Here is a 20,135-nt window from a genome sequence, read left to right as displayed (position 1 = left end):
ATGTCGTTTCCGAAAAAGGGCAAGTTCTTTCCAAAGGAAAACCGATATGCTGGCAATGGCGGCAACGAGACGGATGGCTGCTTTGTCGATGAAATCGCATCTGCGCTGCGGCGATCTCTCGGCGACAGCCGGGCGGGGGTAAAGACGGTTGCGTCCTGGACGGGTGCCAACGAGAAGACGGTGAAGAACTGGTTCGCCGGGAAATATGGGCCGAGCGGGGAACATCTCGTTGCTCTCGCGCGGCACTCTGACGAGGTGCTGGGCACGTTCCTGGCAATGGCGGGCCGCGAGAATCTCATGGCGGCCACCAAGCTCGTGGCGGCGGAACGGGCCATCGCAGAGCTTCTTGTCGAGGTGCGGCGGCTGAACGGCAACAGCGGCCGCTGAAGTTCCCCCATTTTGAAGGTGTTGGGCTGGCCTTGTAGTGTGTGCGTTTTTGGTTATATTGAATACAAGGATCATGAGAGGATTGCGGCCATGCCCCGCACGACCACGATGACCGTCCGCCTGAGCGGCCCGCTCAGCGATTTCGTCGCTGCGAATGTGGGCGACGACGGCTCCTATGAGAATGTCAGCGAATACATCCGCGACCTGATCCGCCGCGACAAGGACCGTGTCGAGCGCGAGGCCTTCGACCGGCTGAAAGCCGAGCTGACCCATGCCTTCGCCGCACCCGAGTCGACGTACCAGCCGCTCACCGCGGCCGAGGTGATCGCCCGGAACCGGACCTGACCGGATGGCCGTCCGCGTTCAGGAGGCAGCGTCGCTACGCCTCGACGACATCTACCGATACACAAGGGACCGATGGGGGACCGATCAGGCCGATCGCTATATCACCGGCATGTTCGCGGCCTTCGAGAAGATCGAGTCCCGGGGCGTCAGCTCGCGGCCCATACCGGCCGAGTTCGGTGTCGATGGGTATTTCTTCCGCTACGAGCACCATTTCGTTTATTGGCGCAGGCTCTCGAACGGCGACATCGGCATCGTCACCATCCTGCACGAGCGGATGCATCAGATCGACCGGTTCCGGGAGGATTTTGGGATCTGAGCTCACCGACCGAACAAGACGATCCGGCGAGTTGCGTAAGGTCTCGGGCCAGAGAAGGTTCGACGTCAGGCCCTTCCCCTCCGCCACTTGGCCTCGCGAAAACGTTCTCCCCATCCAGCCGCGGCCGAATTTTTCCGTTGTTTTCGAGGGTTATGCGGGAGGGGCTGAGCACTGGCCCTGCCGTCGCGAGGCCCCGAAGCGGTCTCTCGGGGCTGATATTCTCCGGACCTCATGACTGCGCCATTTTGGTGAATTTCTCATAAGCCCCTGTAGATATTGGCGAAATCCAAGCCATTGAAATTGCTTGGATTGGAGTCGCGTTTGGGGCTGCCGCGACCGGGTTCGGAAGTTCTTAGGCCATGGCCCGTTCCAGTCTCTGCTTCCGGCGCTCCCAGTCGGGCATCACCTTGTCGAGGAGATCGAAGAAGGCTGCCCCGTGATGGGGTTCGGCCACGTGGCAGAGCTCGTGGGTGATCACATAGTCGATGGCATCGACCGGTGCCTGCACGAGGCGGCGGTTTAGTAGCAGACGTTCGGCCGGTGACATGGACCCCCATCGCTGGCGGGTCTGACGTACGATGAGCCCCGTCGGCCTGAATGCCTCGGGATCCGGGAACAGACCGAGACAGAGTTCGATCCGTTCCGGAAACTTGATGTGGGCCCGGTCCCGGTACCATGCCTCGACCAGGTCGCGTGTCACCTCCGGCCTGGTCGGCCGGTGAGTCTGAACAACGATGAAGCCGCGGATAAGCTTCACGCTTTCCTGGACATGCGGGATAACCTTCAGCCGGTATTGGCGCCCGAGGTAGAGATGCGTCTCCCCGGCTACGAACCTGCGCTCCGGTGTGCGCGGCAGGAACTGGGAGAAGTACCGCTGCTGCCTTGTCACCCATGCCGCGCGTTTCCGCAGCTTGGCTTCGATGGTGTCTAGTGTCGCGTCCTCCGGGGCCGCGATCACCACTGATGCATCCGGCTCGACGGCGATCTCCAGTGTCTTCCTCGGGCGGCGGACGATTTCGTATCGGATCTCCTGCTCACCGTACTGCAGGCAATGCAATTCCCGCGTCATGCCGCGAACCGGGCCCGGGCGAGGTCCATGATCTTCAGTTCGAGATCGTCGAGCACCTCGCCGACTGCACCGCATGATCGCCAGGTCAAGCTCGATGCCGAACGCATTAGCTTGCAACTGGTCGACGAGTTGCCGGACGCCCTGGCCGACGCGCTCGAGGTGGCCACCTACGTGTTCGTCGCCGACCGGTTGATCCGGCGCGGCAGCAACGCGTCAAGAAGGATCGGAAGCGACTGGCAGCGACGGATTCGCTTTCGCATTCCCGTCCGTCGGCTCGACCTGTGGACCCGCGATGACGTCGGCGAAGCGCTCACCGATCTGCTCACCTTCCTGTCGGAGGATCGACTGGTGTTCGAGTTCAGCCGGGCGACGCGTCCGGTGGCGCCCGAACCTTCGCTCGGATTTCGGGACCGTGCTGCGCAGAAGATAAGGCCGGACCAGGTGATCCTGTTTTCTGGCGGCCTGGATTCGCTTGCCGGTGTCTGCGAAGCGGTCGTGGGAGCAGGCAACAGCGCTATTCTGGTGACGCACAAGAGTTCGAAGACGATCGCCTCGCGACAGGACGCCCTTGCCGAGGCCCTCGCCTCCCGCACGCGTTCGGGGCAGCTGCTGTACGCTCCGCTCTGGGTCCAGCGCGGCGCCATCAAGCCGATGGAACACTCCCAGCGGCTTCGTTCGTTTCTGTTCGCCACGCTCGGCATGACCTATGCGCGCATGTTCGGCCTCGACACTGTCCACTTCTACGAAAACGGGATCACGAGCTTCAATCTGCCGATTGCCGAACATGTCGTCGGCACGAGGGCGAGCCGCACGACCCACCCGCGCGTGCTCAACAGGGTCGGCCGGCTGTTTTCCCTGCTGCTCGACAAGCCGGTTGCCTTCTCAAATCCCTATGTGTGGATGACCAAACGCGACATCGTCGAAACGATCGAGGCCAACGGGTGCGGCGATCTGATCGCTCAGACCGTCAGCTGCGCCCACGTGAGAGATTACTCGTTCAACGGCACGCAATGCGGGTCGTGCTCGCAGTGCGTGGAGAGGCGCGTGGCGATCGTGGGAGCCGGTCTGTCGCTCCGCGAGCCGCCGGGAACCTACAGGAGCGACCTCTTCACCGGTCCCCACGAGTCCGGTCAGGAACTAACGATGATCGAGGCGCACATCCAGCGGGCTTGGAGCCTGACAGGCATGACCCGCGCGGATTTTCTCGCCAGCTACGGGCAGTCGTTCCGCTGTCTGCGCGAACTTGACGGCTCACCCGAAGAAAACGCAAGCCGGATGGCCATGGACTGGGCCATCGCCGTCGCCTGTGGCGGGTTCGCCATGGGATCGATCAGCTGCGACCAGGGTGACGTTCTCTACGTCGACCTGGAGAATGGCCACAGGCGCATCAAGAACCGCATCAACACGCTGTTTCCAGGCGAGCAGAACCGACCTGACCTTGGGCGGCTGGAATGTTCCACGTCGAGGCCTGCACGGATCGCGCGTTGCTTCTCCTTCAAGGCGCTGAACGACAGGCTGATCGTCATCGAATTCCTCCGTTTCAGATGCTCGTTCAAGGCATCGCGCCGAAATCGGACCGGCGGTATCCGTCGACCATCGCGCGGAGCGGCTCCGGGGCAATGACCTCGACCTTATTCCCCCACTGGTAGAGGTGCCAGGTCATCTCCAGCCAGCCCGACGCCTCGAAACGCACGACGAGGCTGCCGTCGTCTTGCGGCTCAAGCACTTGCCGGGGATGAAAGCGAAAGCCCGCAGCGCGTTCGGCCGCCTCTGGCGCGAAACGCCAGATCACCTCCCCATATTGTTCGGGATCCTGCCAGACACCGAAGGACCGTGCAGCGTAATCCACGATGCTGAAACCCTCCTGAAGCGGGAAGCTCTCGTCGAGGACTTCCGCCGTGCGGATCAGGTCGATGCGGAAATTGCGTACCTCATTTGCCTTGGCGGGGTCGCGTGCCGCCATGCGGCGGCTCTGGCGGAGTTTGGCGCGGCTTGGGCGGAGGCCGTTCCCGATGCACAACGTGATCATGCCCGGCAGATCGGTGAATTCATTCTGATGCATCTTGCTCCCGAGACCGGCATCTATATCCGCCATTCTGTCCGAGAGGAGCTCTGGCGCGAGGGTTTTGGAACCAAGTTCCCTGGCAGTGAAGATCTTGCGGAAACTTACAGAAACGAACTGCAATTTATGCAAGCTGTCCGCGAGGCCTTTACCGAGCGCGGCTTGGCACCACGGGACATGATCGACGTTCAAGGTGCGCTCTGGGTAATTCACAACTACGCCAACGAAGATGCGCCAGCTCGGCCGGAGAATCCGATGTCAGATTTTGAACCTGCAAACACTTTGGTCCTCTATGGCCCTCCTGGCACTGGCAAGACTTTCGCGACTGCAGCTGAGGCAGTACGACTGTGCGAGGTAGACGCCCCGGACGATCGGTCCCAGCTCATGGTGGTCTACCAGGGGCTACTTGCGGCAGGCAGAATTGAATTTGTCACCTTCCACCAGTCTATGAGCTACGAGGAGTTCGTAGAAGGTCTGCGGCCGGAGACACCGGCCAAAGAGGGCCAGGAACCCGAGTCTGACGAAGTAGATACACCCGGTTTCCGCCTGAAGGTCGAAGACGGCATCTTCAAGCGGATCTGCGAACGGGCTCGTTTGGACCCGGGCAAGGCTTCGGACGACCGGCGACTTGACCGGACCCGACCAATCTTCAAGGTCGCACTGGGAAGACGAGGCCAAGAAGAGATGCAAATCAAAGCAGCTCTCGATGCAAACGAGGTCCGCCATGGCTGGAGCGGAAACATCGATTGGTCAGACGAGCGCTTCGAAGACTGGGCTGAAATCAAGACCGAACTGGAGCGCACAACGGGCAAAGACGTAAGTAGCCACGCCGGCGAACTCGTCTGCACCTATTCCTTCAGGTCAGATATCCAGGTGGGCGACTACGTCGTAGTATCAGATGGCCGCGACAGAATGCGCGCCTTCGGCACGGTAACAAGCGACTATTTTTTTGACGCGGATGCCGAACATCATCCCCACCGTCGGAAAGTTGAATGGCTCTGGCGCGATGACCGAGGGGCGGAGCGAGCGCGGTTTTATCCGAACGGCTTTCGACAGCACACTGTCTGCAAGTTGAATGGAACCTTGAGGGTGTTCTAGAACACGGGCGGAAGGGGCTCCGAGCACGTGGCGTCGTCGGCGTCATTGCCACCCCCGACTGCCAACTGGAGATTCTCCCAAAAATCGAAGGGGGCGGCGAGAGCGGGGTGTCGGATGCGGTACTCAGGCAGCGCCTCATCCACATGCTTGCGGTGACCTACGATCTGCCAATCGAAGCCGGCGCGATGACGCAGCTTGGCTGGCAGCGCGAGACCGTGCTCGAACTTCTGATCCGTCTGTTCTGTGCGAAGCTCACCGACGCGGTCCGCCAAGGGATGCCGCGCCACTACCTCGAACACGAAGACGACTTGCCTTCGCTTCGGGGACGCCTGGACGTGACACGGCAGTTCTCGACGCTCGCGGTTCCGCCTCTACCGCGAGGAGCGGCTGACGGTGCGGCGCCGCGGCGGCCGCAAGCGGACGCTCGGCACCCGAGCCCCAATGACGATCCCGCAGGGCCGAAACCAGCGCTGGTCTCTCGACTTCGTCTCTGACGCGCTGATCGACAGCCGCCGCTTCTGCATCCTCGCGGTCGTCGACGACTTCACCCGCGAGTGCCTGACGCTGGTGGTCGACACGTCGCTCTCCGGCGTTCGCGTCGGCCGCGAGCTGAGCCGATTGGCGGAGTTCCGCGACCTGCCGCTGATGGTCGTCTCAGACAACGGCACCGAGCTCACCTCACACGCGATCCTGCGCTGGCAGGAGGAGCACGGCGTCGAGTGGCACTACATCGCGCCAGGCAAGCCGCAGCAGAACGGCTTCGCCGAGAGCTTCATCGGCCGGCTGCGTGATGAATGCCTCAACGAGCACCTCTTCGGCAGCCTTAAGGAGGCGCGCCGCATCATCGAAGCTTGGAGGATCGACTACAACACCCACCGGCCGCACACGAGCCTCAGCGGCCTCACGCCAATCGAGTTTGCCAACCGGTCCCGAATGGACCAGAACCTGAACAGACTCTCCTTATGAACGGGTACCCTGAGGGGGCAGGGTCAATCTCGATGCCGAGGCTTTGACCGGCCAGCACGGTCGAGACGTTGATCTTCTTTCGATACATGCAGATGCGTCCGCACGCGGTGACGGCAACCTCGCGGTCATGGAAGGGTTGATGGACTTCCGGCAGGCCGTGATAGTGTCGTTGTGAAGGGGTGCGGAGTTCGACCGCCGTCCTCATGGCGTGCGATTCGTGCGGCCGTTCGGGGTTGAACTCACGGGCAAATCGGTCGAAGCGGTCCTGCTGCTGGGGGTCGCAGGCGCCGGGCGGTCTGTCGGTCTCCTTCTTGAGCGTCAGATGCATGCGCCCGCGAGTGGCTGTTCGCGCGATGGAACGATGCCTGACATGGCCGGGAAAGTCCGCCGATCCTTGCAGCGGTATCCTGCATCCCGCCGTTTACCACATGCTCGATGTCGGCGTCGTGGCCGACCGCCTGCTCGACGCGGCGGAATTCCCGCGCCCGCTGCACCACGCCCTGGCCCTGCTCGCCGCGCTGCACGACCTCGGCAAGATCGGCGACCGCTTCCGCGCCATGATCGAGCATGGCGCGACCCAGGGCGACCGTCACTGGCAGGTCTCCATGGCCTGGTTCGCCCATTTCGACGGTGATCTGCTCGGACCGCTGCTCGGCGGCGACGTCCAGCTTCGTTTCCAACTTTATGCGGCCGCCGCCGGCCATCACGGCGGTCCGCCCGAGCCGGCCGACATGCACGGCGGCGCCAATCGCAAGCGCATGGTGCGCGATGCCGGCGCGCGGGCCGAGACCGATGCACGTCACGTGATCGAGGGGATCGCCGCGCTCTGGCCTGACGCAAGCCTCGACGCGCTGCGCTTCGACCTCGAGGATGCCGGCGGCGACTGGCGCTGCAGCGCGCCGGCGCTGTCACGATGGTTCACGGGCCTTGTCAGCCTGGCCGACTGGGTCGGCTCGAACACCGAATGGTTCCCTGCCTCAACAGCAGGACCAGACATGGCTGACTATGTCGCGATCGCCCGGTCCCGGGCGGACATCGCGCTAAGGGAATCGGGCCTTCGCGGCGCTTCGCCGTCGCGCCGCGCGGCGGCGAGCCTCTTTGCTTTCGACGCATTCTCGCCGATGCAGCGCGCGGCCCTTGCCGCCGATCTGCCGGACGGCCAGACCCTTGCCGTCATCGAGGACGCGACCGGCTCGGGCAAGACGGAAGCCGCGCTGATGCTGGCGCAGCGGATGATGCAGGCCGGCAAGGGCGACGGGCTGTTCTTCGCCCTGCCAACGATGGCGACGGCCAATGCCATGTTCACGCGACTGACCGCGCTCGGCGCGATGTTCGACGGGCAACCCTCGCTGGCGCTCGCCCATGGCAGCGCGCGATGGCATCGGGGGTTCCGCGCGCTGACGGGACGAACCGCGGGCGAGTCCGATGCAATCTCCTGCGCCGACTGGTTCGCCGACGGACGCCGCAAGGCGCTGCTCGCGCATATCGGCGTCGGCACCATCGACCAGGCGCTGCTCGCGGTGCTGCCGACGCGCTATTATGCGCTGCGGCTTTATGCGTTGTCGCGCCGGATCCTGGTCGTCGACGAGGCGCACGATTACGGCAACCCCTACATGCGCACGCAGCTTGAGCGGTTGCTGACCTTTCACGCCATGCTGGGCGGCTCGGCCATCGTGATGACTGCCACATTGCCGGCGGACATGCGGTCCCGTTTCGTCGCAGCGTTCCAGCGCGGCGCATCGCGGCCACCGCCACCGGCCGTGCCGGATGCCTATCCGCAACTGGCGGTGATCGGCGAGGCGGCGCGGTCGTCGGCGGTCGAACCGGCCGCAGCGACCGTGCGCCGCGTGGCCGTCGACAGGGTCGACACGCTGGCCGCCGCGCTCGATATCCTGACCGATGCCGCCCAACGCGGCGCGGCTTGCGCCTTCGTGCGCAATTCGGTCGACGAAGCGATTGCCGCGGTTGCCGGATTGCGCGAGCGCGGTGTGGAGGCGATGCTGCACCATGCGCGCTTTGCACTGCGCGACCGGCTGGCGAACGAAGACGAGGTTCTGGCCACCTTCGGAAAGCAGTCATCGCCCGAAGCAAGACGCGGGCAAGTGATTGTAAGTACGCAAGTCTTAGAACAATCCCTCGACCTTTGCTTCGATATGATGGTCTCCGATCTGGCGCCGATGGGCGCGCTGATCCAGCGCGCCGGGCGGTTGTGGCGGCACAAACGGCCGCGCCCGGTCGATGGCCCGGTGCTGCACGTGCTGTCGCCCGACCCGCAAAATGTCACGGACGAAAACTGGTCGCGCGATCTGCTCGGACAGGGGTGGTATGTCTATCCCGCGCCGGTGCAGTGGCGCACGGCACGCGCCCTGTTCGCGGCCGGATGCATCGATGCGCCGGACGGCCTGCGGCCGCTGATCGAGGCGGTCGAGGGGGCGTCGGCTCCGGCCGCTCCGCCGGCGCTCGAACGGGCGGAAGAAGAGCGGCTGGGCACGGGCGAGGCCGAACGCGCGCAAGCGGCGCAGAACGTTCTGAACCCGGAGAAGTCCTATTTCGACGACCAGCAGGTCTTCAGCGACGAGAAATTTCCGACCCGGCTCGGCCCCGAACAGGTGACGCTGGTGCTGGCGCGGCGCGGCACGGACGGCCGGCTCAAGCCCTGGGCGCCGGTGGACGACGGCGATGTCGCGCGCGCCTGGGCGCTGTCGGAGGTCAGCCTGGCGAAACGCCGATGGGAGCAGACCGGCGGCGTCGACCAGTCCACGCCCGAGATCGCCGCCATCCGCAAGGATTGGAAGATGTGGAAGGAGGGACGGTACTTTCTTTGTCCGGTTGGCGAGGACGGTATTCTCTGCAATGCTGTAAAATACAATGAAAAGGAGGGGATTTTGCTTGCCTCCTGACATGGGTGAGGAAAGCGGATGCCTCTCAACCTCATCACCGATGCCTGGATCCCGGTGCGCACGACCGACGACGAGCGGCGCGTCATCCGGCCCGACCAAATCGCCGAACCCGGCGTTGCCCGGCCCGACTGGCCGCGCGCCGATTTCAACCTCGCCTGCTACGAGCTGCTGATCGGCCTCGTCTTCCTCGCCGATCCGCCGAAACATGCCGGCGACTGGTCGAGCCGCCGGACGCCCGATCCCAAGCGGCTGCGCACGCGCCTGGCGCCGCTGGCGCCGGCCTTCGAGCTCGGCGGCGACGGTCCGCGCTTCCTGCAGGATTTCGACGAACTCGAAGCCGATGCATCGCCGGTCGACATGCTGTTCATCGATTCCTCCGGCGGCAATACGGCAAGGAACAATGCCGACCTGATGGTCAAGCGCGATCGCTATGCCGGGCTGCCCGCGCCGCTGGCCGCCATGGCCCTGTTCACGCTGCAGGCGCAGGCGCCCTCGGGCGGTGCGGGCAACCGCACCTCGATGCGCGGCGGCGGCCCGCTTGTCACGCTGGTCGAACCGGCCGGCGAAGCGCCGGCGCCGCTCTGGGAGATGGTGTGGGCGAACGTGCCGGATGGGCGGGCGTTGCCGCCGGACCGGCTCGGCGAGGCCCTGCCCTGGATGCGGCCGACCGAAACCTCCGAAAAGGGAACCGCGCCAAAGCAGCCGCCCGATGACGACGGGCTCGCCCTCGCCGAAGCGTTCTTCGGCATGCCGCGGCGGCTCAGGCTGGACTTCGCCGAGGGCGATCCGAGGGTCGTCACCGGCGTGCGCCAGCGGCCCTATGGTACCAATTACGGCCTGTGGCGCCATCCGCTGTCGCCCTACTACCAGCAGAAGGCCGGCGCCGAGCTGCTCCCCATGCATCCGCGGACCGGCATCGCCAGCTACCGCAACTGGGCCGGCATCGCCTTCCAGCGGCCCGACGGGCTGCGCCACGTCGCAAGCACGGTCGCCGCCTGGCACGGCCGCAATCCGCAGGGCGCAAAGGCCAGCCTGCATATCGGCGGCTGGGCGATGGACAACATGAAGCCGCGCGACTTCATCTGGTCGCGCCAGCCGCTGTTTGCGCTCGATGGCGACGGCGAAGGTGCGGCCATCGCCCTGATCGAGGCGGCCAACGCCTTCTCGTTGGCGCTGGCAGGGGCGATGCAGACCCTGACCGGCGCGGCAAGCATGGATGCCTCGGCCGTCGAGCCGGTGCGCGAGGCGTTCTACACCGACACGCAAGCCGACTTTGAGCGGATGCTCGGCCGGCTGACACGGCAAGAATCGCTTGCGGCCATGGCTGCCGATTGGGTCTCGACCTTGCGCAAGGCGGCGCTCGGCCTTTTCGACCCCCGCGCCGTCCCCGGCCTGGCCGACCGGCGGATCGAGGATGCGCAGGCCATCGTCAACGCACGGGGTCAATTGCTTTCCGCCTTTGCCGGCTGGGGGCCAAAGACCGGACAGGCGGCCTACACGGCGCTCGGGCTGGACCTGCCCAAAAAGCGCAGGAAGAAAGAGGAGGAGACCGCGTGAGCGAGGCGACGAGAACGCCCGGACAGATCGTCCTGTCCTGGTGGGCACGGGATCTCGGCAACAATGCCGACTTCGACACTGGCGCGGCGCGCAAAGCCCGCGCCGAGCTGCGTCGCGCCGACACCGCGTCAAGGGTGCTGGCGCTGGAGGCGACCCACCGGCTTTACCGTCACCTCATCGAGGCCGGCGCCGGGCCGCGCTTTGCCGGCGACAACGGTCCCGAGCGCCTCGCCCTGATCGCGACGGTCATTGCCGGACTCGACGCCCATGCGCGCCGGTCGCTGCCGGCCCGCTTCGGCGAGAAGCAGGATGACCGTCCGCGCCTGTCGCATCTGCGCTTCCAGCGCATCCTGCGCGCCGGCGACGACTGGGAACTGGCCGTGCGGCTGCGCCGCGCGCTGCCGCTTGCCGGCCGCACCGCCAATGTCGCCGGCCTCGGCACCGACCTTCTCCACTGGAACGAGAACACCCGCAACCGCTGGTGTTTCGACTATTTCGGCGCGCCGCCGCCCGGAGAGGACGACGCGCCGGCCAATTCCGAACCGCTGGCCGCAACCGAACAGGACTGATGCCGTGACCACCTTCATCCAGCTTCACCTTCTAACGACCTATCCGCCGTCCAACCCCAACCGCGACGATCAGGGCCGGCCGAAATCGGCCATGGTCGGCGGCGCGCCGCGGCTTCGCCTTTCCAGCCAGGCGATCAAGCGCGCCGTGCGCACCGCGCCGGAGTTCAAAAAGGCGCTCGAAGGGCATCTGGGCGAGCGCACGCAGCGCATCGGCGAGGTGATCCGCGATCATCTGGTCAACAAGCGCGGCGCCGATCCGGAAACGGCCTATGCGATCGCCGAAACGGTGTGCGATGCCTTCGGCAAGCTCGATGCGGGAAAGAACAAGGAGGGCGCCGGCCCGTTCACCGCCCAGCTCGCCTTCATCTCGCCGCAGGAGCGCCAGGCCGCGATCGACCTGGCCGAGCGGGCGCTCGACGGCGAGGACCTCAAGTCCATGGCCAAGAAGGAGCTCGAAAAGGCGGTGCTGCGCAAGGCGGACGGCGCGGCCGACGTCGCCATGTTCGGCCGCATGCTGGCCGACGATCCCGACTTCAACCGTGAGGCCGCCGTCCAGATCGGCCATGCGGTGACCACCCACCGCGCCGAGGTGGAGGACGATTACTACACCGCCGTCGACGATCTGAAGACGGCCGCCGAGGATGCCGGCGCGGGCTTCGTCGGCGAAGCCGGCTTCGGCTCGGGCGTCTACTATCTCTATGCCTGCATCGACACTGGCCTTCTGGCCGAGAACCTCGCCGACGACCGGGACCTTGCCGCGCGGGCCTGCGAGGCGCTGGTCGCGGCGCTGGCCACCGCCACCCCTTCGGGCAAGCAGAACTCCTTCGCCCATCGCCCGCGCGCCTGCTACATCCTCGCCGAGGCCGGGCCGCAGCAGCCGCGCGACCTGTCCGGCGCCTTTTTCAACCCGGTCAGCGACGCCGACCTGCGCGCCGCCTCGATCGCGGCGCTGGAAGACATGCGCGGCCGGATCGACGCCGCCTATGGCGAGGGCTGCGACGACCACAGGGTCATGAACATCGTGACCGGCGAGGGATCGCTCGCGGACATCAAGGCCTTCGTGCGCAACGCGGCGGGGCGGCCGTGACCGAATTCCTGGTCTTCACGCTGGCCGCGCAGGTCGCCTCCTTCGGCGGGCTCGCCGGCCACGAGCGGCGCGGCAGCGACACCTGGCCCGGCCGCTCGGCGCTGATCGGTCTGCTCGGCGCGGCGCTCGGCACGCGCCGCGACGATGCTGACGGCCAGGCGGCGCTGGCCGGACTGTCCTTTGCCGTCGGCGCCCTTGAGACCGGCGCACCGCTGCGCGACTACCACACGGTCCAGACCGTACCGCAAAAGTACAAGCGCCCGGCAACGCGCGCTGATGCGCTGCGGATGGCGGCGGACGAGGGCAATGTGAACACCACCATCACCCTGCGCGACTATCGCTGCGGCGTGCTTTATGCCGTGGCCGCCTGGGGCGGCGGCGTGCCGCTGGAAACGCTGCAGAGCGCGCTCGAGCGCCCCCACTACACGCTCTATCTGGGGCGCAAATCCTGCCCGCTGTCCGCGCCGCTCGCCCCGCAGATCGTCGCGGCAGCCGATCCGGTCGAGGCGCTCGGCCATGCGCGACTGCCCCGCTGGCAAAGCGGATCGGCCGCCCCGCACTTCATCGCCAGCGAATGGCCGGACGACATCGCCGGCTTTCATCACACCGCCGAGTGGCGCCACGACGAGCCGGTGGACCGGCGCGCCTGGCATTTTGCGGCGCGGCAGGTGCGCTTCCTGCGGCGTCTGGGAGGCGCGCCATGACGCTCTATTTCTCGCGCCTGACGCTCAAGCGCGATCCCTCGACCGAGGCGCTGCGCCAGCTCATCGACCCCTCGCAGCGGGCGCGCGCCACCGACGCCCATCACCGCCTGCTGTGGTCGGTGTTTTCCGACGCGGCCGACCGCACGCGCGATTTCCTGTGGCGGTCCGAGCCGCGCGGCCGCTTCTATGTGCTGTCCGAAAGGCCGCCCGAGCCGCATGGCCTGTTCGAGCCGCCGGAGGTCAAGACATTCGCCCCTGCCCTGTCTGCGGGCGACCGGCTGGCATTCCTGCTGCGCGCCAATGCGGTCACCCAGAAGCCGAAGGACCCGAACGACCGGACGCCGAACGGAGAACCGCGCCGCCGCAAGGTCGATGTCGCCATGCACGCGCTGCGCCATTTGCCCGGGCGAGAAGCCTCGCAACGGAGCGGCAGCGCCCACGAGGTCAGCCCACGGCAGGCCGCGCGCTTCGCAATCGCCCGCGCCGAAGCGCACAAATGGCTTGACGCGCAGGGTGTCGCGAACGGTTTCCGGCCCGATCCGCTGCCCGCCGACGAGGCGCAAGGCGCGCCGGCAGCGGGCTTCGAACTGGAGCACTATTTCACCGTCGCGCTGCCGGGCGACCGCCGCGGCCGGCGCAAGGGCGAGCCGCGCTTCGGCGTGTTCGACATGAAGGGTATTCTGACGGTCACCGATCCCGCGGCCTTTTTGGCGAAGCTCGCCGCCGGTTTCGGCCGCGCCAAGGCCTATGGCTGCGGCCTGATGCTGATCCGACGGGCCTGAGCGGTGGCGCTCGCCGGTCTGCCGCCACCGAAACCGATCCCGCTCAAGGAGCGGGCCTCGATCGTCTTCATCGGCCGCGCGCAGATCGACGTCGTCGACGGCGCATTCGTGGCGATCGATGCCGAGGCGACGCGCACGCATATTCCGGTCGGCGGGCTGGCCTGCATCATGCTGGAGCCGGGCGCGCGCATCTCGCACGCCGCCGTCGGTCTGGCCGCGCGCACCGGCACGCTGATCACCTGGGTGGGCGAGGCCGGTGTCCGGCTTTATGCCGCCGGCCAACCCGGCGGGGCGCGGTCGGACCGGCTGCTGTGGCAGGCGCGGCTTGCCCTCGACGAACAGGCCCGCCTGAACGTCGTGCGCGAGATGTATCGCCGCCGCTTCGACGAGACGGCGCCGATGCGGCGCTCGATCGACCAGCTCCGCGGCATCGAGGGCGCGCGGGTGCGCAGATCCTACGAATTGCTGGCGCAAAAACACGGTGTGAAATGGCAGCGACGACGCTACGACGTCGATGACTGGGAGGCGTCCGACGTGCCCAACCGCTGTCTTTCCGCGGCGACCGCCTGCCTGCACGGGCTGGCGGAGGCGGCGGTTCTGGCGGCCGGCTACGCTCCGGCCATCGGTTTCCTGCACACCGGAAAACCCTTGTCCTTCGTCTATGATATCGCCGATCTGTACAAGCTGGAGACGGTGGTGCCCGAGGCGTTCCGCGTCGCCGGCGCGGCCGCGAGGGGCAAGCTCGACATGGCGCCGGACCGGGCGGTGCGCCTTGCCTGCCGCGACAGCTTTCGCCGCACGCGCCTGCTCGACCGGATCATTCCGGACATCGGCGCCATTCTCGAGACCGGCGGCATCGCACCGCCGAAGGCCGCCGCCGACGCCATCGGTCCCGCCTTCGAGACGGAGGAGGCGACCGGCGATGATGGTCATCGTCACGAATAACGCGCCGCCGCGCCTGCGCGGACGGCTGGCGGCCTGGCTGCTGGAAGTGCGCGCCGGTGTCTATGTCGGCACCTATTCGCGGCGCGTGCGCCAGCGCATCTGGCAGCAGGTCGAGGCGGCGATCGGCGAGGGCGACGCCATCATGGCCTGGTCGACCACCGGCGAACAGGGTTTCGACTTCGCCACCACGGGAACGAACCGGCGCATGCCGGTCGATGTCGACGGGCTGAAACTGGTGGCCTTCCGCGCTGCGGAAGACCCGCCGGCCGGTGCTGCGCGCGAACCGAAACATGGCCCCGACGATCGGTAGATCCTGCCCGCTTCAGAAAAGCGCGATTCTTCAGTAGATTGCAGCAAGACCGTTCCCCGCACGCGCGGGGATGAACCGCGCTCCGCCTCGCGCCGGGTCGTGCATCCAGTCCGTTCCCCGCACGCGCGGGGATGAACCGCGCACCGAGGCGACCAGCCGGCGGCCGTCGTCCCGTTCCCCGCACGCGCGGGGATGAACCGGGGCGGCTGCGGCGGCGCGCCGGCGTCACCCACCGTTCCCCGCACGCGCGGGGATGAACCGGTCACACGGGCGGCGGCGATGACGACGAGGCACCGTTCCCCGCACGCGCGGGGATGAACCGTCATTGGCGTTGGAAGCGCCATGGGTACGATCCCGTTCCCCGCACGCGCGGGGATGAACCGGGCGAGTATCCGACCGCCGAGGCCTATGTCGCCCGTTCCCCGCACGCGCGGGGATGAACCGCTGTAGAACGGCCCGGTCAGCTCTGCCGCGATCCGTTCCCCGCACGCGCGGGGATGAACCTTTTTATCGGTGCGTAAGAGTCCGGTGGCTTATCCGTTCCCCGCACGCGCGGGGATGAACCGGGCCTATCACGACGTTTTCTGCCGCGAGGACGCCGTTCCCCGCACGCGCGGGGATGAACCGGCACGTGAGCATCTGGAGACGGAGCTGGCCGACCGTTCCCCGCACGCGCGGGGATGAACCGGCCGATAATCAAGCCAAAACAATTGGTTAATCCCGTTCCCCGCACGCGCGGGGATGAACCGGTCGAGGGGAACGTCGCCCATGTCGACATCCCCCGTTCCCCGCACGCGCGGGGATGAACCGCTGAAACTGCAGGACGGCAACGGCACTGACAACCGTTCCCCGCACGCGCGGGGATGAACCGAACCGGAAACTTGTCCGAGTTTAAACAGTGCTTCTACCCGTTCCCCGCACGCGCGGGGATGAACCGGCCGGCTATCACCGCCGGATGGCGGCCGCCTACCGTTCCCCGCACGCGCGGGGATGAACCGGTTTTCCGTTCGCATTTACGCAGCGCGTGGTGCCGTTCCCCGCACGCGCGGGGATGAACCGCATCGCGACCTGTTCTGCGCATCGCGTCCGGTCCGTTCCCCGCACGCGCGGGGATGAACCGGCCCTTGCCGCACAATCGGGGCGACGACTTGCCCGTTCCCCGCACGCGCGGGGATGAACCGGACATGGAGACACTTGGCGAGGCTGCCGCGCGCCGTTCCCCGCACGCGCGGGGATGAACCGGGCTCGACCAGATACACCTGAAAATCCCGTTGCCGTTCCCCGCACGCGCGGGGATGAACCGCCGACCAATGCGTGGATCATCGAGGTTGCCGGCCGTTCCCCGCACGCGCGGGGATGAACCGCTCGGCGGATACGGGCCGACAGCCTACACGACCCGTTCCCCGCACGCGCGGGGATGAACCGAACTCGGCCGGCAGCCCCTTCTCGAGGCATCGCCGTTCCCCGCACGCGCGGGGATGAACCGCAGAGCATCGAACAGGTCGCCCGGTACATCGCCCGTTCCCCGCACGCGCGGGGATGAACCGGGCGGCTATGCGCGCGATGTGTATCCAGTGCGCCGTTCCCCGCACGCGCGGGGATGAACCGGCGATGGACCCGGCGGGCCGCGCGGCGATCGCCCGTTCCCCGCACGCGCGGGGATGAACCGACCTATGTAGTCAGCGGTCTCAAGGTCTCCAACCGTTCCCCGCACGCGCGGGGATGAACCGGCGCGCGGCCGGGTCATCCTGCCGATCTCCGGCCGTTCCCCGCACGCGCGGGGATGAACCGTGCGAGCCGGGATAGGCCATCGCTTCCGGCGTCCGTTCCCCGCACGCGCGGGGATGAACCGTGGCGGTATCGGGGAGCCCGATCATTCTCCCGCCGTTCCCCGCACGCGCGGGGATGAACCGGTCAACACTGTCAATCAGACCGTCATTCAGCCCCGTTCCCCGCACGCGCGGGGATGAACCGACGGCTCACGGGCTCAAGCGCTGCCAGGCGGTCCGTCCCCGCACGCGCGGGGATGAACCGGAGTTCCGCAACCTCAACCGCCACCGCGCCTACCGTTCCCCGCACGCGCGGGGATGAACCGGACATGTCCTTCGCGTTGGGCAACATTTTCAACCGTTCCCCGCACGCGCGGGGATGAACCGCGCACTACGTTGATAGGGAGTCCGCCAGCTTGCCGTTCCCCGCACGCGCGGGGATGAAACGGCTCGAAGCGAAACTCCTCCGTAACCACCTCTCGATTTCCGCAACAACAGGCGCATGAACGCCGCGCGCTCGCACGCCGGAACAGGGGCGCGGCGTGCTCCCGGTCAGCGGCGGCGAGCGGCTCGTCGCCCCTTTGTTGTCCCCGCTCGCGCATCTGCCCGCATGCTTCGTCGCGACGAACGGGACGACGGCGGAACGATGCGGCACGGCGAACCAGAGCTCACGAGACTGCGGGCCGACATGGCGTTCACGCGCTGCGAGTTCGCGCTCGTCAGAGCCTTCTGGCTCGAGAGCAAGCGACAGGCCGCCGCCGCGGCAGAGCGCGCCGGCCGGCGCGAGCGGTTCGCGGCGCGTCTTGCGGCCGAGATCGAGGCGAACGGCGCGATGCTGCTCGCCCGGCTCGCTGCACTGCCCCTTCGCCCGCGCGACCTTCCGCGCGTCGAGGCCGCCCGCCAGGAGGCGCTCGCCGAGTGGGATCGCCGCGCCGCCATCACGGCCGCCGCATGGTCGGGCGATCCGGAGCGGGCGTCAGCCGCCCAAGAGTTCGTGGAAGACGCGCTCGTGCGCCGCTTCGCCGCGCGCATCAATGCCGAGCGGCAGCAGGCGCTGGGCGTGGAACGGTACATCTGGCGCAGCCGCAACGACGCCCGCGTGCGCCCGCTCCACGCCGCGCACGATGACGGGGTGTTTTTCTGGGACGCGCCGCCGGAAGGCGGCCATCCCGGCGAAGCGTACAACTGCCGGTGCATCGCCGAGCCGTTCGTGCCGGACGAGCCCGAATGGCGCCCGACGGTCGGCCGAAGCTTCGATCGCGCGCTCCTCGATGCCAACCTGACGGGCGCGGTGGACGGGGTGCGGGACTTCGTCTCCGACCTCGTTCCGTCCGCCGACGACCTTGCGATGCTCCTGGAGGCGGTCGGCGCGCTCGCCACGGGCGGAAGCGCGGCAGCGGAGCTCGCCTACCTCGTCGTCAAGGCGCAGATCGTCGGCCTCACCGGCGCCGAGCGCACGCGTCGCGACGCGCTGGCCGGCGATGCAAGGCGCCGGGCCGACGGTTTCGCCGCGGCGCTGCGCGGTGCGCCCGAGCTGGCGCGGGCGCTCGTCGATTACGTGCGCGCGGTCGAGGCGCGACCCGAGGCCCTGGAAGCGGCCCATCGCGAAGGTCTTGCAACGCGGGCCGACGTGGTCGCGGCGGCCCGCGAGCGCGCCCGCATGCGCACCCTGGCGGCGCTCTACGGGCTCTCGACGGCCGTTGCCGGCGCAGTGGCCGCGCGCGCGCTCGTCAAGCGGCTGTTGCGCGACCGCCACGCGCTGCCGGACGAGGCGGCGGCGGAGAGGCTGACCGGGCTCGCCGCGCGCGCCCGCGCGATATCGCCGGACGGCGCGTGGGACAGGACCCCGAACCCGGGCATCCGATGGGGAACGGGGATCAGGGCCCAGGGCGACCCGTGGGAGCGCCATCTCGCGAGTCGCGGCGACCTGGGCGACTGGATCGAAGAGCGAGCACCGAACTTCAAGACCTTCGACTTCTTCAATCGAGCGACCGGCGCAGCGACCAGCGCGAAGACGCTGGATACGCGTGCGGCGATTTACGCGCGGGACCCGCGCCGCATCTTCGGCACGTTGAAGGGCTATCTTGATCGAATTGCCACGTTCGACAACTATGTTCGAAACGGGTACCGAATCAGTCCGGGTTTGATCAAACGCCGGCGGCTGGAGCTGGCCATCCCGTCGGAGACCACGGCGGAGCAACTGGACGAGATCAACCGCGCAAGGGCCTATGCGGAGAGCCGCCGCATCGCGCTGGAGGTGACGATCATCGAATGATCCGCGAACCCTTCAAACCGGTGCCGGCGGAGGAACGCAAGGAAGCGAGCATCACCGCGTTCCGCGCCTTCTACTGGATCCACTCCTGGGCCGTCTATCACGCGTCCTTGCTCGATCCCGACGGGGTCGACGCCGAGTATCCGGCCGACCTCGACGATGCGGCGCTCGGCGCGGCCGCGCGCGAGGCGCTACTGGCCAGCCGCTTCATCGCACCGGACCATCCCGACTGGGACCGCGTGGGGGCATACTACACGCGCGAGATGGATCGACAGCTTTCCGAGCGGTTCAAGGCGCGCGCCGGGGTCCGAAGCGAAACCGCTCTCTACAAGGGGGCTGGCAACGTAAACCTGACGCTGCGCGACGGGATCATTATTATCGAGGCCGACCGGTATGAGGGCCGCGGGGGCTTCGGCGGGATCAAGGGCGCGCAGCCGACCGAGCTTCACGAGACGGTGTCCGACGCGGAGCTCGGCGCCGCCATCCGCGCCGCCATCGCGGTCAGCCGCGCCGCGGGCAAGCGCTGACGCAGCGCTCCCGCTTCAGGCAAAGCGGAGAAGGTGCGACCCCGGAGACCCTCCTTCCGCCACCTGCCCTCGGGGCATTCGGCAGACAACCGCTACACGTTATGATGGAAAGATTGTTCGCGCTGCTCCGATCGCTTTTCCGTCCGCCCGTCTCGCCCGGACGAAGCGGGCATGCCGGGCTGCCCGAAAAGCCGCGGCTTCGCGTGGGAGGCAACGATCCTCGAATGACCCGCGAACCGTTCAATCCGCCGCCGCCGGAGGAGCGCAAAAGAGCGAGCATCACCGCGTTCCGCGCCTTCTACTGGATCCACTCCTGGGCCGTCTATCGCGCATCCTTGCTCGACCCCGAGGGCGTCGACGCCGAGTATCCGGCCAACCTCGACGATGCAGCGCTCGGCGCGGCCGCGCGCGAGGCGCTGCTGGCCAGCCGCTTCATCGCACCGGACCATCCCGACTGGGACCGCGTGGGC

Annotated in this window: 19 protein-coding genes, 2 pseudogenes and 1 CRISPR repeat array; of the genes and pseudogenes, 18 read left to right on the top strand and 3 right to left on the bottom strand. The window is 67.3% G+C overall.

The features are described from left to right. The 3 genes from N1F89_RS03170 to N1F89_RS03160 all read left to right on the top strand — a co-directional run bounded on the left by N1F89_RS03170 (position 1) and on the right by N1F89_RS03160 (position 1,048). Complete coding sequence (locus N1F89_RS03170) at positions 1-387, top strand: hypothetical protein (RefSeq protein ID WP_290081408.1); 387 nt, start codon at positions 1-3, stop codon at positions 385-387. Positions 388-477: 90 nt separating this feature from the next. Further along, entirely contained in the window at positions 478-732 is a 255-nt protein-coding gene (locus N1F89_RS03165; RefSeq protein ID WP_290081407.1) for a transcriptional regulator, read from the top strand. A gap of 4 nt (positions 733-736) precedes the next feature. Next, the gene (locus N1F89_RS03160; protein WP_290081406.1) at positions 737-1,048 is read left to right on the top strand and encodes a type II toxin-antitoxin system RelE/ParE family toxin; all 312 of its coding nucleotides are present in this window, start codon (positions 737-739) and stop codon (positions 1,046-1,048) included. 352 nt (positions 1,049-1,400) lie between these two features. On the opposite strand, the gene N1F89_RS03155 is transcribed toward N1F89_RS03160, so the two are convergent. Beyond that, positions 1,401-2,117 (bottom strand): SprT family zinc-dependent metalloprotease, encoded by a 717-nt coding sequence (locus N1F89_RS03155; RefSeq protein ID WP_290081405.1) that lies wholly within the window; start codon positions 2,115-2,117, stop codon positions 1,401-1,403. A 27-nt stretch (positions 2,118-2,144) separates the two neighbouring features. Here N1F89_RS03155 and N1F89_RS03150 point away from each other — a divergent pair, with 27 nt between their 5' ends. Continuing rightward, positions 2,145-3,740, top strand: coding sequence for a 7-cyano-7-deazaguanine synthase (locus N1F89_RS03150; RefSeq protein ID WP_290081403.1), 1,596 nt, complete (start codon positions 2,145-2,147; stop codon positions 3,738-3,740). Here the strand turns inward: N1F89_RS03150 and N1F89_RS03145 are convergent. Further along, positions 3,670-4,179, bottom strand: coding sequence for a WYL domain-containing protein (locus N1F89_RS03145; RefSeq protein ID WP_290081400.1), 510 nt, complete (start codon positions 4,177-4,179; stop codon positions 3,670-3,672). The two genes, N1F89_RS03150 and N1F89_RS03145, sit on opposite strands and share 71 nt — an antisense overlap. On the opposite strand from N1F89_RS03145, the gene N1F89_RS03140 reads away from it, so the two are divergent. The 3 genes and pseudogenes from N1F89_RS03140 to N1F89_RS03130 all read left to right on the top strand — a co-directional run. Then, a complete protein-coding gene (locus tag N1F89_RS03140) occupies positions 4,174-5,277 on the top strand; it encodes a hypothetical protein (protein WP_290081399.1) in 1,104 nt (367 codons plus the stop codon). The two genes, N1F89_RS03145 and N1F89_RS03140, sit on opposite strands and share 6 nt — an antisense overlap. Then, positions 5,244-5,570 (top strand): annotated as a pseudogene (locus N1F89_RS03135) (restriction endonuclease); the annotation flags it as partial. The gene N1F89_RS03140 and the pseudogene N1F89_RS03135, both read left to right, overlap by 34 nt. Before the next feature lie 70 nt (positions 5,571-5,640). Then, positions 5,641-6,243: pseudogene (locus N1F89_RS03130) on the top strand (IS3 family transposase); the annotation flags it as partial. On the opposite strand, the gene N1F89_RS03125 reads toward N1F89_RS03130, so the two are convergent. Next, entirely contained in the window at positions 6,179-6,571 is a 393-nt protein-coding gene (locus N1F89_RS03125; protein WP_290081398.1) for a hypothetical protein, read from the bottom strand. The pseudogene N1F89_RS03130 and the gene N1F89_RS03125 sit on opposite strands and share 65 nt — an antisense overlap. On the opposite strand from N1F89_RS03125, the gene cas3 reads away from it, so the two are divergent. The 11 genes from cas3 to N1F89_RS03070 form a co-directional block, all read left to right on the top strand. After that, positions 6,570-9,143, top strand: a complete 2,574-nt coding sequence (cas3, locus tag N1F89_RS03120) for a CRISPR-associated helicase Cas3' (RefSeq protein ID WP_354670303.1) — start codon at positions 6,570-6,572, stop codon at positions 9,141-9,143. The two genes, N1F89_RS03125 and cas3, sit on opposite strands and share 2 nt — an antisense overlap. An 18-nt stretch (positions 9,144-9,161) precedes the next feature. Beyond that, on the top strand, positions 9,162-10,700 hold the full coding sequence (gene casA, locus N1F89_RS03115; protein WP_290081394.1) for a type I-E CRISPR-associated protein Cse1/CasA: 1,539 nt from the start codon (positions 9,162-9,164) through the stop codon (positions 10,698-10,700). After that, positions 10,697-11,269: a type I-E CRISPR-associated protein Cse2/CasB gene (casB, locus tag N1F89_RS03110; protein ID WP_290081392.1), complete on the top strand. Its 573-nt coding sequence runs from the start codon at positions 10,697-10,699 to the stop codon at positions 11,267-11,269. Before casA ends, casB begins: the two co-directional genes overlap by 4 nt. Positions 11,270-11,273: 4 nt before the next feature. Continuing rightward, on the top strand, positions 11,274-12,356 hold the full coding sequence (gene cas7e, locus N1F89_RS03105) for a type I-E CRISPR-associated protein Cas7/Cse4/CasC (protein WP_290081390.1): 1,083 nt from the start codon (positions 11,274-11,276) through the stop codon (positions 12,354-12,356). After that, a complete protein-coding gene (gene cas5e / locus N1F89_RS03100) occupies positions 12,353-13,060 on the top strand; it encodes a type I-E CRISPR-associated protein Cas5/CasD (RefSeq protein WP_290081389.1) in 708 nt (235 codons plus the stop codon). Before cas7e ends, cas5e begins: the two co-directional genes overlap by 4 nt. After that, positions 13,057-13,842, top strand: coding sequence for a type I-E CRISPR-associated protein Cas6/Cse3/CasE (gene cas6e / locus N1F89_RS03095; RefSeq protein WP_290081387.1), 786 nt, complete (start codon positions 13,057-13,059; stop codon positions 13,840-13,842). The genes cas5e and cas6e overlap by 4 nt, the downstream gene beginning before the upstream one ends. Before the next feature lie 3 nt (positions 13,843-13,845). After that, positions 13,846-14,787: a type I-E CRISPR-associated endonuclease Cas1e gene (gene cas1e / locus N1F89_RS03090; protein WP_290081384.1), complete on the top strand. Its 942-nt coding sequence runs from the start codon at positions 13,846-13,848 to the stop codon at positions 14,785-14,787. Then, positions 14,765-15,097 (top strand): type I-E CRISPR-associated endoribonuclease Cas2e, encoded by a 333-nt coding sequence (gene cas2e / locus N1F89_RS03085; protein ID WP_290081382.1) that lies wholly within the window; start codon positions 14,765-14,767, stop codon positions 15,095-15,097. Before cas1e ends, cas2e begins: the two co-directional genes overlap by 23 nt. A 49-nt stretch (positions 15,098-15,146) precedes the next feature. Beyond that, positions 15,147-17,314: direct repeats of the CRISPR family, unit length 29 nt; unit sequence CCGTTCCCCGCACGCGCGGGGATGAACCG. A gap of 162 nt (positions 17,315-17,476) precedes the next feature. Then, complete coding sequence (locus N1F89_RS03080) at positions 17,477-19,141, top strand: phage minor head protein (RefSeq protein WP_290081380.1); 1,665 nt, start codon at positions 17,477-17,479, stop codon at positions 19,139-19,141. Next, positions 19,138-19,665: a contact-dependent growth inhibition system immunity protein gene (locus N1F89_RS03075; protein WP_290081379.1), complete on the top strand. Its 528-nt coding sequence runs from the start codon at positions 19,138-19,140 to the stop codon at positions 19,663-19,665. Before N1F89_RS03080 ends, N1F89_RS03075 begins: the two co-directional genes overlap by 4 nt. Positions 19,666-19,889: 224 nt before the next feature. After that, positions 19,890-20,135, top strand: a 246-nt coding sequence (locus tag N1F89_RS03070) for a hypothetical protein (RefSeq protein ID WP_290081378.1), incomplete at its 3' end; no start/stop codon positions are given.

The sequence above is a fragment of the Aquibium sp. A9E412 genome (assembly GCF_030398335.1).
Taxonomy (GTDB): Bacteria; Pseudomonadota; Alphaproteobacteria; order Rhizobiales; family Rhizobiaceae; genus A9E412.
The sequence above is the reverse complement of the archived record's forward strand: the minus strand, read 5'-3'. Positions and strand labels throughout refer to the sequence as shown.